Annotated in this window: 14 protein-coding genes; 8 read left to right on the top strand and 6 right to left on the bottom strand. The window is 69.9% G+C overall.

Translation table 11 applies throughout. The features are described 5' to 3' along the window. Nucleotides 1–24: 24 nt before the first annotated feature. Nucleotides 25–204: a hypothetical protein gene (locus KYK13_RS07420; RefSeq protein ID WP_223643113.1), complete on the bottom strand. Its 180-nt coding sequence runs from the start codon at nt 202–204 to the stop codon at nt 25–27. A 6-nt stretch (nt 205–210) separates the two neighbouring features. Further along, on the bottom strand, nt 211–1,092 hold the full coding sequence (locus tag KYK13_RS07415; RefSeq protein WP_223643111.1) for a GGDEF domain-containing protein: 882 nt from the start codon (nt 1,090–1,092) through the stop codon (nt 211–213). A gap of 204 nt (nt 1,093–1,296) precedes the next feature. Here KYK13_RS07415 and glgC point away from each other — a divergent pair, with 204 nt between their 5' ends. Further along, entirely contained in the window at nt 1,297–2,526 is a 1,230-nt protein-coding gene (gene glgC, locus KYK13_RS07410) for a glucose-1-phosphate adenylyltransferase (RefSeq protein ID WP_223643109.1), read from the top strand. Nucleotides 2,527–2,594: 68 nt separating this feature from the next. On the opposite strand, the gene KYK13_RS07405 is transcribed toward glgC, so the two are convergent. Both KYK13_RS07405 and add read right to left on the bottom strand, forming a co-directional pair. Continuing rightward, nucleotides 2,595–3,059: a hypothetical protein gene (locus tag KYK13_RS07405; protein WP_223643108.1), complete on the bottom strand. Its 465-nt coding sequence runs from the start codon at nt 3,057–3,059 to the stop codon at nt 2,595–2,597. 11 nt (nt 3,060–3,070) lie between these two features. Next, the gene (gene add, locus KYK13_RS07400; protein ID WP_223643107.1) at nt 3,071–4,234 is read right to left on the bottom strand and encodes an adenosine deaminase; all 1,164 of its coding nucleotides are present in this window, start codon (nt 4,232–4,234) and stop codon (nt 3,071–3,073) included. Nucleotides 4,235–4,335: 101 nt separating this feature from the next. On the opposite strand from add, the gene KYK13_RS07395 reads away from it, so the two are divergent. Next, nucleotides 4,336–5,385 (top strand): PQQ-binding-like beta-propeller repeat protein, encoded by a 1,050-nt coding sequence (locus KYK13_RS07395; RefSeq protein WP_223643105.1) that lies wholly within the window; start codon nt 4,336–4,338, stop codon nt 5,383–5,385. A gap of 4 nt (nt 5,386–5,389) precedes the next feature. Here KYK13_RS07395 and KYK13_RS07390 read toward each other — a convergent pair whose 3' ends face one another. Then, entirely contained in the window at nt 5,390–6,649 is a 1,260-nt protein-coding gene (locus KYK13_RS07390; RefSeq protein WP_223643103.1) for an MFS transporter, read from the bottom strand. Between the two features lie 267 nt (nt 6,650–6,916). Here KYK13_RS07390 and KYK13_RS07385 point away from each other — a divergent pair, with 267 nt between their 5' ends. From KYK13_RS07385 to KYK13_RS07370, 4 genes are all read left to right on the top strand, one after another. Beyond that, the gene (locus tag KYK13_RS07385) at nt 6,917–7,996 is read left to right on the top strand and encodes a hypothetical protein (protein WP_223643101.1); all 1,080 of its coding nucleotides are present in this window, start codon (nt 6,917–6,919) and stop codon (nt 7,994–7,996) included. 110 nt (nt 7,997–8,106) lie between these two features. Continuing rightward, a complete protein-coding gene (locus tag KYK13_RS07380) occupies nt 8,107–8,631 on the top strand; it encodes an RNA polymerase sigma factor (protein ID WP_370645309.1) in 525 nt (174 codons plus the stop codon). After that, nucleotides 8,628–9,428, top strand: coding sequence for a tol-pal system YbgF family protein (locus tag KYK13_RS07375; protein WP_223643097.1), 801 nt, complete (start codon nt 8,628–8,630; stop codon nt 9,426–9,428). The genes KYK13_RS07380 and KYK13_RS07375 overlap by 4 nt, the downstream gene beginning before the upstream one ends. A gap of 970 nt (nt 9,429–10,398) precedes the next feature. Next, a complete protein-coding gene (locus tag KYK13_RS07370) occupies nt 10,399–11,586 on the top strand; it encodes a hypothetical protein (protein ID WP_223643095.1) in 1,188 nt (395 codons plus the stop codon). Here the strand turns inward: KYK13_RS07370 and purU are convergent, their stop codons facing one another. Then, complete coding sequence (purU, locus tag KYK13_RS07365) at nt 11,587–12,450, bottom strand: formyltetrahydrofolate deformylase (protein WP_223643093.1); 864 nt, start codon at nt 12,448–12,450, stop codon at nt 11,587–11,589. It lies immediately after the preceding gene. Nucleotides 12,451–12,570: 120 nt separating this feature from the next. Between purU and KYK13_RS07360 the strand changes: the two genes are divergently transcribed. After that, nucleotides 12,571–13,443 carry a TIGR02587 family membrane protein gene (locus KYK13_RS07360; protein WP_223643091.1) on the top strand — a complete coding sequence of 291 codons (873 nt, stop codon included), beginning with the start codon at nt 12,571–12,573 and terminating at the stop codon, nt 13,441–13,443. Then, entirely contained in the window at nt 13,440–13,826 is a 387-nt protein-coding gene (locus KYK13_RS07355) for a hypothetical protein (RefSeq protein WP_223643089.1), read from the top strand. Before KYK13_RS07360 ends, KYK13_RS07355 begins: the two co-directional genes overlap by 4 nt. Nucleotides 13,827–13,871 lie beyond the last annotated feature (45 nt).

Raw genomic sequence — 13,871 nt, 5'->3', positions numbered from 1 at the left:
CGTGAAGCAGGGGCGCGGTGGGCCTTACGGGCGCGCCGCGCCGCCGCGCACCCGGCCGCCGCTCACGCGCTCTATGAGCCGGGCCGCCTTCGGGTCCCTGTCCTTCTGGTGCCACACCCAGGCGGCCCCCAGGAAGGCGAACCCCAGCAGGACGAGGACGAGCCGGGCCAGGAAGGACGGGCCGCCGCTTTCGTCCGCCGCCATGGAAGCTCAGCCCACCACGCGGTTGCGGCCCGACTTCTTGGCCTTGTAGAGGTTCGCGTCCGCCACCTTGATGAACTGGGACGGCTCCGACATCTCCGAGGCGACCTCCGCCACGCCAATGGAGATGGTGACCGGGATGTCCTTGTCCTCGAAGGCGAAGCGCTTGTCCTCCACCAGCTTGCGGATCTTCTCCGCGAACAGGCGCGCCTTGTCCGGCCCGTCCTCCGGCATGACGATGGCGAACTCCTCGCCGCCGTAGCGCGCGAAGCACTGCTCACGGCGCACCAGCCGCTTGATGGACTGGGCCAGCTCGCGCAGCACGTAGTCGCCGGCCAGGTGGCCGTGCACGTCGTTGATCTGCTTGAAGTGGTCGATGTCGAACATCATCAACGACAGCGTGCGCTGGTACCGGTGCGAGCGGCCCATCTCCCGCTCCAGGTACTCCAGGAAGTAGCGCTTGTTGTTGATGCCGGTGAGGCCGTCCGCGATGGTCAGCGTGTAGATGGTCTCGTGGTACTGGGTCTCGATGTTGTCGCCATCGAGGAACTTGAAGATGGAGCCGCCCACCTTCACCAGGTCCCCGCTGCGCAGGGGCTGCGCCTGGAGCACCTCCCGGTCGTTGAGGTAGGTGCCGTTGGTGGACTGGAGGTCCTCCACGAACATCTTCCCCTGCCGGCCCCAGATGCGCGCGTGGCGGCGGGACACGTTGTCCAGGTCCACCACGATGTGGTTGTGCTGGTCGCGGCCGATGGTGAACTCGGTCTCTTCCAGCACGTACTTCTTGCCCAGCTCAGGGCCGTGGATCTGCACGAGGCAGCACTCGGTGCCGCGCTCGGGACCCGGGGTGAGGCTGGAGATCTTGGTGACTCGCGTTTGGTCGCCAGACATCGCCCGGTCACGCTAGCACGCAAGGTCCGGGGAAGCCACGCAAGCCAAGAGGACACACGGGGTTGCGCCCCTCCTCCTACATGCGGCGAAAACGGGAGGCCGCCGCGCGCCCCTGCTTCCGCCGGTTGGGCACTCAACGGAAAGGCTTGCACGGGCCGCACGGCCATTGTGGGACGGCGGCCCGGGGCTAACGTGGCCGCACCTATGTCAAAGCTGCTGGCCATGATTCTGGCGGGAGGCGCGGGCACGCGCCTGGAGCCCCTGACCCGTGAGCGCGCGAAGCCCGCCGTTCCGTTCGGTGGGCGCTACCGCATCATCGACTTCGTCCTCTCCAACTTCGCCAACTCCGGTGTGTACCGGATGAAGGTGCTGACCCAGTACAAGAGCGACTCGCTCAACAACCACCTGTCGCGCGCGTGGCGCATGACGGCGTTCCTGGGCCACTACGTGGAGGCGGTGCCCGCGCAGATGCGCACCGGCCTGGACTGGTACAAGGGCAGCGCGGACGCCATCTACCAGAACCTCAACATCATCACGGACGAGGAGCCGGACCACATCTTCGTCTTCGGCGCGGACCACGTGTACCGGATGGACGTCCGCAAGATGCTGGACTTCCACATCCAGCAGAAGGCCGCGTGCACGGTGGCCGCGATTCCCGTCCCCATCGAGCAGGGGCGCGAGTTCGGCATCATCGACGTGGGGCCGGACGGGCGCATGCGCCAGTTCCTGGAGAAGCCCAAGGACCCTCCGCCCATGCCAGGCAACCCGAAGATGTGCCTGGCCTCCATGGGCAACTACCTCTTCACCACGGACACGCTGGTGAAGCAGGTGGTGCGCGACGCGGCGGATGAGAAGAGCGCGCACGACTTCGGCAAGTCCATCATCAGCGAGCTCTACAAGCACGAGCCCGTGTACGTGTACGACTTCGCGCAGAACACGGTGGCCGGCCAGGAGGAGAAGGAGCGCGGCTACTGGCGGGACGTGGGCAACATCGACGTGTACTACCAGTCCAACATGGACCTGGTGGAGGTGGACCCGACGTTCAACCTCTACAACGACCGCTGGCCCATCCACACGCAGCCCAACAACTACCCGCCGGCGAAGTTCGTCTTCGCGGACCGGGAGAACAAGCGGGTGGGCACCGCCACGGACTCGCTGGTGGCGGAGGGCTGCATCATCTCCGGCGGCCACGTGCACCGCTCCGTGCTGTCGCCGAAGGTGCGGGTGAACTCCTATTCGGAGGTGGAGGACTCCATCCTCTTCGAGAACGTCACCATCGGCCGCAGGTGCCGCATCAAGCGGGCCATCATCGACAAGAACGTGGAAATTCCCCCCGGGATGACCATTGGCTACGACCCGGTGGAGGACAAGCGCCGCTTCCACGTCACGTCCGGCGGCGTCGTCGTCATCCCCAAGGGGATGAAGGTCACCTGAGCGTTCGTCAGGCGCCTTCACGCAAGCGGGCGCTCCCGGAGGCACTCCCCGGGGCGCCCGTTTCCGCGTCACGCCGTCTGGCGGAACGCGGCCTTCACTTCCGGCTTGTTGAGAACGATGAGCGACCAGATGCCCGGCACGAGCGACAGGCACATGCACGGGCCACAGCACGGGATGCAGCAGATGATGGCGGCCGTCATGGACAGGCCGTAGCTCTGCAGGTTCTTCATCTTCCAGCCGCCGAAGGCCACCAGCGCGTTGAGCACCAGCCCGGGCACGGTGAGCGCGACGCGGCCCAGCGGTGACACGAACCACGTCATCGCGTCCTTCGCCTGCTGGGGGATGTCCGGGTTGCTGAGGACGGTCTCCAGCTGCGCCGAGTTCGTCGGCGTCACCAGGCTCACCAGCGAGTACAGGAAGGTGAGGCCCGCCATCACCATCATCAGGATGGCGGGGACGGACAGTTCCTGCGCCGCCTTGGCGCGCAGGGGGTTGAAGTCCGGCGAGGGGGGGAAGTCCTGGGGCGTGTCCATGTCTTCTCAGGTCAAGCGGGCTGGCGCATGGCCGCGACGGGGCGCTTCTCGAAGGCGGCCAGCGTGGTGGCGATCTCCTGGTTCACCTGCCGCAGCATGTCCTGTTTCTCGCGGAAGGGAAGGAAGGCGCTCTTGAAGCCGGACACGATGATGGTGGTGAGGTCCTCCAGCGACAGGCCCATGTTGCGGTGGGCCAGCCACAGCTCCTTCGTCACGGTGGTGTCGGTGATGAGGCGGTTGTCGGTGTTGATGGTCACCCGCAGGCCGTAGTCGAAGTAGAACTTGAGCGGGTGGGACTCCAGCGAGGACACCGCGCCCGTCTGGACGTTGGAGGACGGGCAGACCTCCATGGGGATGCGGTGGTCGTTGACGTAGTTGAGCAGGTCCCCGTCCTCGCGCAGCCGGGTGCCGTGACCGATGCGGTGCGCGCCCAGCGAGTGGATGGCCTGGGAGATGGACTCCGGGCCGAAGGCTTCGCCGGCGTGGGCGGTGCAGTTGACGTTGTTCTTGAGGATGAGGCGGAAGGCGTCCAGGTGGTCCTTCGCGGGGAAGCTGGCCTCGGCGCCCGCCAGGTCGAAGCCCACGACGCCGCGGTTCTTGTACGCCACGGACAGCTCCGCCAGGCGCATGGACGTCTGCGGGTTGATGTGGCGGATGCCGCAGACGATGACGGCGCACTTGATGCCCGTCTCCTTCTTGGCGGCGCGCAGGCCCTCCAGCACGGAGTCGATGACGGTGGTCATCTTCAGGCCCTTCTGCAGGTGCAGCGCGGGCGAATAGCGCACCTCCAGCCAGCGCACGTTCTCCGCGGCGGCGTCCACGGCCAGCTCGTAGGCGGCGCGGTAGAGGGACTCCGCGGTCTGGAGGACGGAGAGCGTCACGTCGAACGCGACGAGGTACTCCTCCAGGCTCTTGCACACCTGGCCCATGTGGATGGCCCTGGCGAGGCCGTCCTCGGTGTCGGCCATGAGCTTGATCTTCTGCTGCTCGGCCAGCTCCAGGATGGTCTTCAGGCGCATGGACCCGTCCAGGTGGCAGTGCAGGTCCGTCTTGGGGAGCGCGTGGAGCAGCTCCTCCGTCACCGCCAGCGTGGGAGGCGGGGTGATGTCCGTCCGCCGGGCGGATGAGGGGATGCCGGTGGCGTTGGGGGTTTCGTCGTCACGAATCGTGGGCATGGTCGAAGTTCCTCGCTTGCGTCATCCTCCCCCAAACCATGCCGTCCCGCGCCTGTCCACGCCTGCTCCTGGTGCCCTGCCTGACGTTGACGCTGGCCGTCATGGCATGCCAGCGCGCGCCGGTGGAACCGGCCTTCCAGTACTCCAGCGATGCCTCATCCCGGACAGGGCTGACAGCCCTGCCGGACGGGGTGCTCCTGGGCAACGAGGCGGGCGCCGTGGTGCGGCTGGACCGGGAGGGCCGGCCGCTGTGGACCACCCGCCTGGGCCGAGAGGTGGCGGTGGCTCCGGCCCCGGCCGGCGACAGCGTCATCGTGGGCACGGTGGTGGGTGAGGTGGCCAGCCTGTCGCTCCAGGACGGCAAGGAGCGCTGGCGCCTGGGCGGCGAGCCCCCCGTGCTGACGCCGCCGGTGGTGGACGACGCGGGACACACCGTCTTCCTGGTGGCGCCTGATGGAACGGTCCGCGCCCTGGCGGTGGACTCCGGGCGGACGCGCTGGAAGCGGGCGCCCCAGGCTCCGGGGTCCGTGCCAGCGGAATCCTTGGGGCCGCAGGCATCCGTGGCACCGGCGGTCCGGGCGGCGCCGGTGCTGGTGGAGGGCGTGCTGGTGGTGCCCCTGGCCTCCGGGCTGTGGGCGCTGGACGCCCAGAGCGGGGAGCCGCGCTGGTCGCGACCGGTGACGGACGTGGTGGGGTTGGACTCGGAGCGCGACACCGTCTTCGCGGCCACGCGTCCGGGCCGGGTGCTGGCGGTGTCCGTGAAGGACGGGAGCACGCGCTGGGAGCAGCACTTCGCGGACGGGGTGACGGGGCCGCCCGCGCGGGCGCTGGGCGCGCTGTGGGTGGGCGCCGGGCCGTCGTCGCTGGTGGGGCTTTCCACCGCGGAGGGGCGGGAGCTCGCGCGGGTGGCGCTGCCCTCGCCGTTGGTGGGCCGGGTGCAGGTGGGGTTGGAGGACCTCTTGCTGGTGCCCACGTCCGGGCACGAAGGGCGGCTGATCGCGCTCAAGGCGCCGGGCTGGACGCCCGCGTTCACGGTGCGGGCGGACACGCCGCTGCGCACGCGGCCGGTGGTGCGCGGCCTGCTGGTGTTCGTGCAGGGGCTGGACGGCCGCGTGCTGGCGTGGCGGCTGCGGGTGCCTCCGCCCGCCTGAGGTCTCAGGTGCCGGCGCGGGCGTCCGCGGTGTTCGCGGCGCCGGAGGACTCCACGTAGTCCAGGTCGCGGTGGAAGGTCTCCGCCAGCCGCGCGAGCGACAGGAGCGCGAGGCCGAAGCACACCGCGCCCACCGCGAGCGCCGCGTGCGCCACGCCCAGGGAGCCCTTGAGCTCGCCGAAGGCGGTGGCCGCGAGCACCGCGGAGCCGCGCACGAAGTTGGGCACCGACGTCGTCACGGTGGCGCGGATGTTGGTGCCGAACTGCTCGGCGGCCATGGTGACGAGCACCGCCCAGTAGCCCACGCTCAGGCCAATGAGGAAGGTCAGCGCGTAGATGAGCGCCGGGGTGAGGCCCGGCACCAGGCCGTACACCAGCACCAGCGCGAACCACGCGCACAGGCTGAAGCCCACGGCGCGCTTGCGGCTCTGCATCCACTGGCTCAGCACGCCGGACAGGAGGTCTCCCAGCGTCAGGCCCACGCTGCCGAAGAGGATGGCGTTGCCCGCGGTCACCGTGCCCTGCACGTGGAGGCCCGCCGTCAGCTCCGGGGCGAAGACGAAGAGGATGCCGGTGGTGAAGTAGATGGGCACGCCCACGAGGATGCAGCCCAGGTACTTGGAGAAGCGGCCGCCCGTGAGGAGCAGGAGCGCGTGGCCCTTCGCGGGGCCGGCCTTCTGGGTGAAGAGGACGGACTCGGACACCTTGAAGCGCGCGAAGAGGAGCAGCAGTCCCAGCACGCCGCCCGTCACGTACGCCGTCTTCCAGTGCAGGTGCTGCGCGACGAGCGCCGCGACCACGACGCCCAGCATGCCCAGCGTGGCGACGACGGTGGTGCCCAGGCCGCGCTTCTCCTTGGGCAGGGACTCCGCGACCAGGGTGATGGCCGCGCCCAGTTCCCCCGCGAGCCCCAGGCCGCCGAGGAAGCGGCAGGCGGCGTAGCTGTTCACGTCCCAGACGAAGGGGTTCAGCAGGTTCGCCGCCGAGTACAGCAGGATGGAGCCGAACATCACGGACAGCCGTCCCCGCTTGTCCCCGAGCAGCCCCCAGCAGAGGCCGCCCACCATCATCCCCGCCATCTGCGCGTTGTAGACGACGAGCCCCCTCTGGAAGATGTCCGAGGGGTCCGTGAGGCCCAGGTCCTTCAGCGACGCGACGCGCACCACGCCGAACAGCGTGATGTCGAAGAGGTCCACGAAGTAGCCGAGCCCCGCCACGAGGACGGTGAGGTTCAGGACCGAGCGCAGTTCCCGGAGGCGGTTCATGGGGCGTGATTAGGGACGTTCCCGCCTTTGGAGCAAGTGGGTTCAGGCATGTCTGGCGTTGAGCCACGACTCCGCGCTCCACGAAACACAGACATCCGGGCCGCGACGGCCGCCGTCCCTGCACTGGAGCGCAGGGATGTGCTGCTCCGGGTCCGGGAGGACAGGCAGGGGTGAACGCCGCCCGTCCGCCGTCCCCACCGGATTGTGACGGCAACCCGTACCGTGAGGTGCTTCCTCTAGAATTTCCTGGAAGGTAGGTTTTACCACATGTCCGTGTTGGAGGCCGTGGCGTGGCAGCGCGTGGTGGTGCTGGCCCTGGTGCTGGCGCTGGGGAGCCCCGCGTGGGCGGCCGCTCCCTGGCGGGCGGTCACGCGCGTCGCTACGCCGGAAGACCGCGCACTGCTGGAGCGGGTGCGGGGACAGAGCAGCGACCTGCCGGTGGTGCTGGAGTCGGAAGCCGGTCCGCCCCTGGACGCGAGCCCCGGTGGCGCGTGGCGCGAGGCGGAGCAGTTGGCTTCGCGGGAGGACGCTCGCGCGGTGCTGTGGTTCACGCGCGACGGGGCCCAGCTGCGCGTGTCGGTGGCGGCGCCGAGCACGGGCCACCTGTTCGTGCGGAGCGCGCGGGTGGAGGGTCCTCCGGAGTCGCTGACGTGGTCCGTGGGGGCGGAGGCCCTCGCGCTGACGGTGCGCTCGGCGCTGCGCGCGGTGGACGCGGGAGAACCGCTGGGTGAAGTCGTCGCGCCCGCGCCCCCGCCTCCCGTGGTGACGGCGCCTCCTCCCCTGCCCCCGGTTGCGGCGGATCCGGTGGTCACGGTTCCAGTGGAGGGCGCCTTCGTCCAGGTGGGCCTGCACGTGGCGCTGGATGGCTATTACCCGCGAGGACAGCAGGGCCTTTCCGTGGGCGCGGGGTGGGCGGGCCGGGTGCTGCGCCTTCGCGCGCAGGTGCTGGCGTCGCTGCCAGTACACCTGCGCGATGAGTACGCGGACATTCGCCTGACCCAGGGGGCCGCACTCGCGTGGGCCGACATGCCCTTCGTGAAGGCGGGGGCCTGGGAGGCCACGGTGGGGCTGGGCGCGGGCATCGCGGGTTTCTGGCGGCGCACGGCGGCGCGGGCTTCGGAGGTGGAGCCAACGCCCTCGCGCGGGGTGGCGGCCTTCGTCGTGGGGCCAGCGGTGCGTATGGCGTGGCGGCTGGGGCCGGCGTTCGCGCTGGAGGCGACGCTGTCGGGTGAGGTGCTCCTGGGACGACCCCGGCTGGGCTATGCGACGGATGGCGGCTTCGTCCTCCGGGAGGACGGCGCGTCGGTGCGTCCCCGACTGGGAGTGGGGATGGTGATTTTCCCGTGAGCACCGATGACCCGATTTCGCGGCGTCCGTTCTCTCTACCGGGCATGAGGAGCTCGGGCTCACATGCGACGGTCGCGCCCCGGGGTGAAGACCCTCGGCTGGCGGCGGCCATGCGGGGCCAGCGCGACGCGACGGAGTCCTTGCTCCTGGAGCTGCTGCCGCGGGTGCGCAACCTGGTGCGCTACCTGGTGCGCGGGGACTCGGATGTGGAGGACATCGCCCAGGAGTCGCTCATCGCGCTGGTGCGGGGCCTGCCCACCTACCGCGGCGACGGGCGTTTTCACGGCTGGGTGGACCGCGTGGTGGTGCGCACCACGTTCGCGTGGCTCAAGCGTTCACGCGGGCGCGAGGCCCGCTACAGTGAAGACCCGGTGGAGTTGTTGGCGGTGCCGTCCGACGAAGCGCCGGCGGACGAATACCTGCATCGCCGTCACCTGGTGACGTTGCTGGACAGGTTGTCGACGGAGCAGCGGCACGCGCTGGTGCTGCACCACGTGCTGGAATTGAGCGTGCAGGAGATTTCGTCAGAGCTGGGCGTCCCCTTCGAGACCGTGCGCAGCCGGCTGCGCCTGGGACGCACCGCCTTGCGCGCGTTGGCCTCGGACGGCGAGGCACCGGAGGGGGAGACGTCATGAGTCCCCTCCCCCCCGACGATGGTGAGGCAGCGCCGATGGACGACCTGCTGCGGCCCCTGGACGGCGGCAGTGGCCCGGCGCGGCGGTTGTCCCGACAGCGCTCAAGCGCGCTCGTCCAGGCAGCGCTGGACGCGGCGCTCCAGCAGGCGCCAGCGCCTCCGCGCGGACGCAGGCGGCCTCCCGTGTGGTTGATGGCGGGCGCGGCGCTCGTCTTCACCGGGGCCGCGGCCGCCGCCGTCTGGCGCTATGCGCTCCCCGAGCAGCCGCGGCCGGTGGTGCTGACACCGGCCGTCCCGGAGCCGACGCGGGTGGCCACGCTGGAGCCGGTGCCCCTGCCTCCGCCAGCGCCCCCCGAGCCCTTCGTCATCGAGCATCCCCGCCCGCTGCGCCCGAGCATCACGGTGAAGGAGTCCTCCAAGCCGGAGGACCTGCTGCGCCAGGCCAATGCGCTCCGTTCCGAAGGGAAGTGGGCGGAGGCGGAAGGGCTGTACCTGCGCGTCATCCGCGCGGAGCCGTCGTCGCTGGCCGCGTACGTCGCGCGCGTGGCGTCGGGGTCGCTGCGGCTGGAGCACCTGCGTGACGCGCGAGGAGCCCTGCGCCAGTTCGAGGACGCCGTGCGGTTGCAGCCCGGTGGAATGTTGGATCCGGAGGCGCGCCACGGCGTGGCCGAAGCACACCGGGCCCTAGGCGATGCCACGGCGGAGGCCCGAGCGCTGGAGGAGTTCCTCGCGCTGCATCCGGACTCGCCGCTGAGCACGGCGTCGCGCGCGAGGCTCCGGGAGCTGTCGCCTCCATGAGGCGAGGCGAACCGTGGAGCAGCCCACGTCGAGCCATGCCCCGTCCATCAGGCCTCTGGACACGAGTTCCCACCACATTGCTGGAAGCCAAGAACCCAGCGGGGCCGCCCCTTGACCGGAGCACCGCACGAACCTGTCTGACAGTCGGACAGGCCACGAGAAGCGGGGCCCGAGGAGCCGCCGCGCCATCACGGCGGCCAAAACCAGTCCGACAGTCGGACCGGCCAGGAGGGGCGGGGTCCGTGGAGCCGCCCCTTGACCGGAGCACCGCACGAACCTGTCCGACAGTCAGACCGGCAAGGAGCAGCGGGGTCCGAGGAGCCGCCGCGCCATCCAGGCACCAGAAACCTGTCCGACTGTCGGACCGGTCAGGAGAAGCGAGGCCCAGGGAGTCGCCACGCCATCCAGGCACCAGAAACCTGTCCGACTGTCGGACCTGTGAGGAGGTGCGGGGCCAGGGAGTCGCCACGCCATCCGGGCACCAGAAACCTGTCCGACTGTCGGACAGGTCGGAATGGCCGCGGCACGGGGCACCCGCTTCGAACGGGCAATGGGAAAACCTGTCGGACCGCTTGGGCGAACGGAGGAAACCTGTCGGACAGTCAGTCGGGTTGGAGCACCGCAGCTGGGGCGAGCGCTCTGGCCAGGGAAACCTGTCCGATTGTCGGACCGGTTGGACCTCGCGCGGGAAACCTCTCGGACTGTCGGAGCAATTGGGCTGGCCGCTCGGAGCGTCCGCGCCGGCCGGACTTCGGAAACCTGTCCGACTGTCGGACGGGTTGGGCCGGGCGTCGCAATCCTGTCGGACAGTCGGACAGGTTTGGATGTTTCGGGCGAGGGGGGAACGTCTTGGATGGCCAGGCCGCATGGCATACAGCGTGCAGTGCGTCCACTTGCGGCACGCGCCCCGGAGCGCTGTCGATGACGCGTCAGGAGCCTCCCGCACAGGACGGGGCATGGCGACAGGCCCATGAGCTTCCGCATCGCACGGTACACGCCGTGGGTCGCACTGCTGGGCACGGCGTGCACGGTGAACGATCCTGTGGCCACGCTGCGTTCGCCCGACGCGGGGACTGGCATCCCGGATGAATGGATGGCGCACTGCGCGGACAGCGGTCCTCCGCTCCTGCTGGGGAATCCTGCCTCGGGGCCTCAGCTCTGCAGCGGCCAACTGGCGCAGACGCTGTTCCGCCGCGCGGCGTGCTCCTGTGAAGGCTTGTCCCTCAGTGCCCCTTTCAAAGTCGATGCATTCCGAAGCTCGGCGGGGCCCTACGCGCCCGGTGGCGCGGGCGGCGACGTGGGCGTGAACGGCGGCCTGTCCGCGAACGACCGCGTCACGGTGGGCGGTTCGCTCCAGGTGGGAAGCGTCCAGCTTAGCAGCCCCCTCAGCGTCGGCGGCAACCTGGACAGCAACGGGCCGCTCTCCGGTCCGGGGACCTCCGCCACCGTGGCCGGGGACGCCCGGGTGAACGGGGACGTGGCGCTCGCGTCGCTCACCGTGGGCGGAGTGCTCACCGTTCCTCCCGGGTTCTCCCCCGGTCCCGCGCAGGCCTCCGAGCTGCGCCGTGAGCCCGTGCCCTCGGTCACCCCCTGCGACTGCGACGAGGGCTCGCGCTTCGACCCGGCCGCGCTCATCGCTCACCACACCGTGGACAACGACAACGCGGTCATCGGGCTGGATCCAGCGGCGCTGACGGACGTCACCGGCCAGCGCGTGCTGGAGCTGCCCTGTGGCCGCTTCCTGCTCACACGCATCGAGGGGCCAGGCCACGCCACGCTGCGCATCCGGGGCCGTACCGCGCTGTTCATCCCCGGCGGCGTGGACCTGAAGGAAGCACTCACCATCGATGTACAGCCGCCGGGCGAGCTGGACCTCTTCCTCGCCGGGGGCTTCATCGTGTCCGGCCAGCTTACGCTGGGCTCCGCCGCCCTGCCCTCGCGCGTGCGCGTCTACGTCGCGGGCACGCAGGCGTTGGACATCTCCGCGGGTAGCACCCTCGCCGGCAACGTCTACGCGCCCCAGGCCCCACTCAACCTGAGCGGCAACGCGGAGGTGTTCGGCTCGCTGTTCGTGCGCCACCTCGAAGCGTCCGGCGCGGTGCAGGTGCACCACGACACGGACGTGCTCGACGCGGGCGCGGCGTGCCCCGCCGGATGATCAGCGGAACACGACGGTCTTGTGGCCGTTGAGCAGGATGCGGTGCTGCACGAACCACGTCACCGCGCGCGCCAGCACCACGCTCTCCACGTCGCGGCCGATCGCCGTCAGCGCCTCGGGCGACAGCGTGTGGTCCACGCGCTCCACGTCCTGCTCGATGATGGGCCCCTCGTCCAGGTCGCCCGTGACGAAGTGGGCCGTCGCGCCAATCAGCTTCACGCCCCGGTCGTACGCCTGCTGATACGGCCGAGCCCCCTTGAAGCTGGGCAGGAACGAGTGGTGGATGTTGATGAGCCGCCCGCGCAGCGCCTCGCACGTCTCCGCGGAGAGGATCTGCATGTACCGGGCGAGCACCACCAGGTCCACGCGCTGCTCGCGCACCAGCTCCAACAGCCGCGTCTCCTGCAGCGCCTTGTTCTCCGCCGTCACCGGCAGGTGGTGGAACGGGATGTCGTGGGACGCGGCCAGTTGGTAGAAGTCCCGGTGGTTGGACACGATGGCCGGGATCTCCACCGGCAGGATGCCGCTGCGGTAGCGATACAGCAGGTCGTTCAGGCAGTGGCCAATCTTCGAGACCATCAACAGCACCCGGGGCTTCACCGCCGCGTCGTGCAGGTGCCACTCCATGGAGAAGCGCCCCGCGAGCGCCCCGAAGGCCTCGCGCAGCGCTCCAGGCTCAGCCTTCCCCTCTTCATCCGCGAAGTGCACACGCATGAAGAACAGCCGAGTCTGCGGGTCGCCGTACTGGGCGCTGTCGAGGATGTTGCAGCCGTGCTCGGCGAGCCAACCGGAGACGGCATGGACGATGCCGCGCTGATCCGGGCACGACAGCGTGAGGATGTATTGGGCGGGACGCTCGGTCATAAGCGGCGGCGACTATAGGCACTCCGGGTGATGGCGCGCTCGCAGGGACGACGGGGATTGTCCGGTCCCATGCGCGGGAGGCTTCCCTCTCCAGGAAGCGAACCTAGACTCTGTTCATTCATGGCCGACCGTCTCCCAGCCGACGCGCCCCGACCCCGACGACCGGTGCCGGAGTCCTTGCGCGAGTACGGCCGGGGCATCGCCGGGGGCCTGCTCTTCAGCCTGCCGCTGCTCTACACGATGGAGGTGTGGTGGGCGGGCTTCACGTCCCATCCGGGCAGCGTGCTGACCTACCTGGTGGCCACGTACGTGCTGCTGCTCGGGTACAACCGCTACGGGGGGTTCCGCCGGGACGTGTGCTGGTTCGACGTCTTCACGGACTCGCTGGAGGAGCTGGGGCTGGGGCTGCTCGTGTCCGTCGTGGTGCTCGTGTTGATTGGCCGCATTGGCCAGGGCACGTCGCTGCAGGAAGCGGTGGGCATGGTGGTGGTGGAGGCCGGCACGGTGGCCATCGGCGTGTCGGTGGGCACCGCGCAGTTGGGCGGCCAGCACCGCGAGGAGGACGACGAAGAGGACGCGAAGCGGCTGGGGTCCGCGGATCATGTCCCCGGTCAGCTGGTCATCGCGTTCTGCGGCGCGGTGCTGTTCGCGGCCAACGTGGCGCCCACGGAGGAGGTCGTGATGATCGCCGTGGAGACGCAGCCCTGGTGCCTGCTGGGGCTCGCCGTGCTGTCACTGCTCCTGGGCGGGCTCATCCTCTTCCAGAGCGACTTCACGCGCGCCAGGCGCTTCACGCGCCGCCGACTGCGCCGGGATGTGCTGGCGGGCACGGTCGTCACGTATGCGCTCGCGCTGCTGTCGAGCGCGCTGGTGTTGTGGTTCTTTGGACGGTTCACCGGCAACGGCCTGAGCATCTGCGTGGCGCAGGTGGTGGTGCTGGGGCTGGCGTCGACGCTGGGTGCGTCCGCGGGGAGGTTGCTCATCCAATCATGAAGGCGAACTGGAACTGGCTGGAGGGCGTCGTCTTCGTGTCGAGCTGCGTGCTGGTGGCACTGGTCATGGGCTACCTGGTGGTGGACGCCTGGACGACGGGCAGCGGACCGGCGGACCTGGTCGTGCAGGTGGGCACACCGGTGGCCGCCGCGAGCGCGAAGGAGTGGCGGGTGCCCGTCACGGTGAGGAACCAGGGCGACTCGGCGGCGGAGGAGGTCCACGTGCGCGTGTCGATGCGAGGCGGCCGCGAGCCGAAGCAGGTGGCGGAGTTCGTGCTGGCGTACGTGCCGCGCCACTCCCAACGGGAGGCCTGGGTCTCCTTCCGCGAGGACCCGACGCTCACGGGTGTAGAGGCCTACACGGTGGGCTTCGCCACGCCCTGACACCCGCTGCTATCCTGGCAGCACATGCGCGCCAGGAAGCCGTGG

Source organism: Corallococcus sp. EGB, assembly GCF_019968905.1.
GTDB lineage: Bacteria > Myxococcota > Myxococcia > Myxococcales > Myxococcaceae > Corallococcus.
The sequence above is the reverse complement of the archived record's forward strand: the minus strand, read 5'-3'. Positions and strand labels throughout refer to the sequence as shown.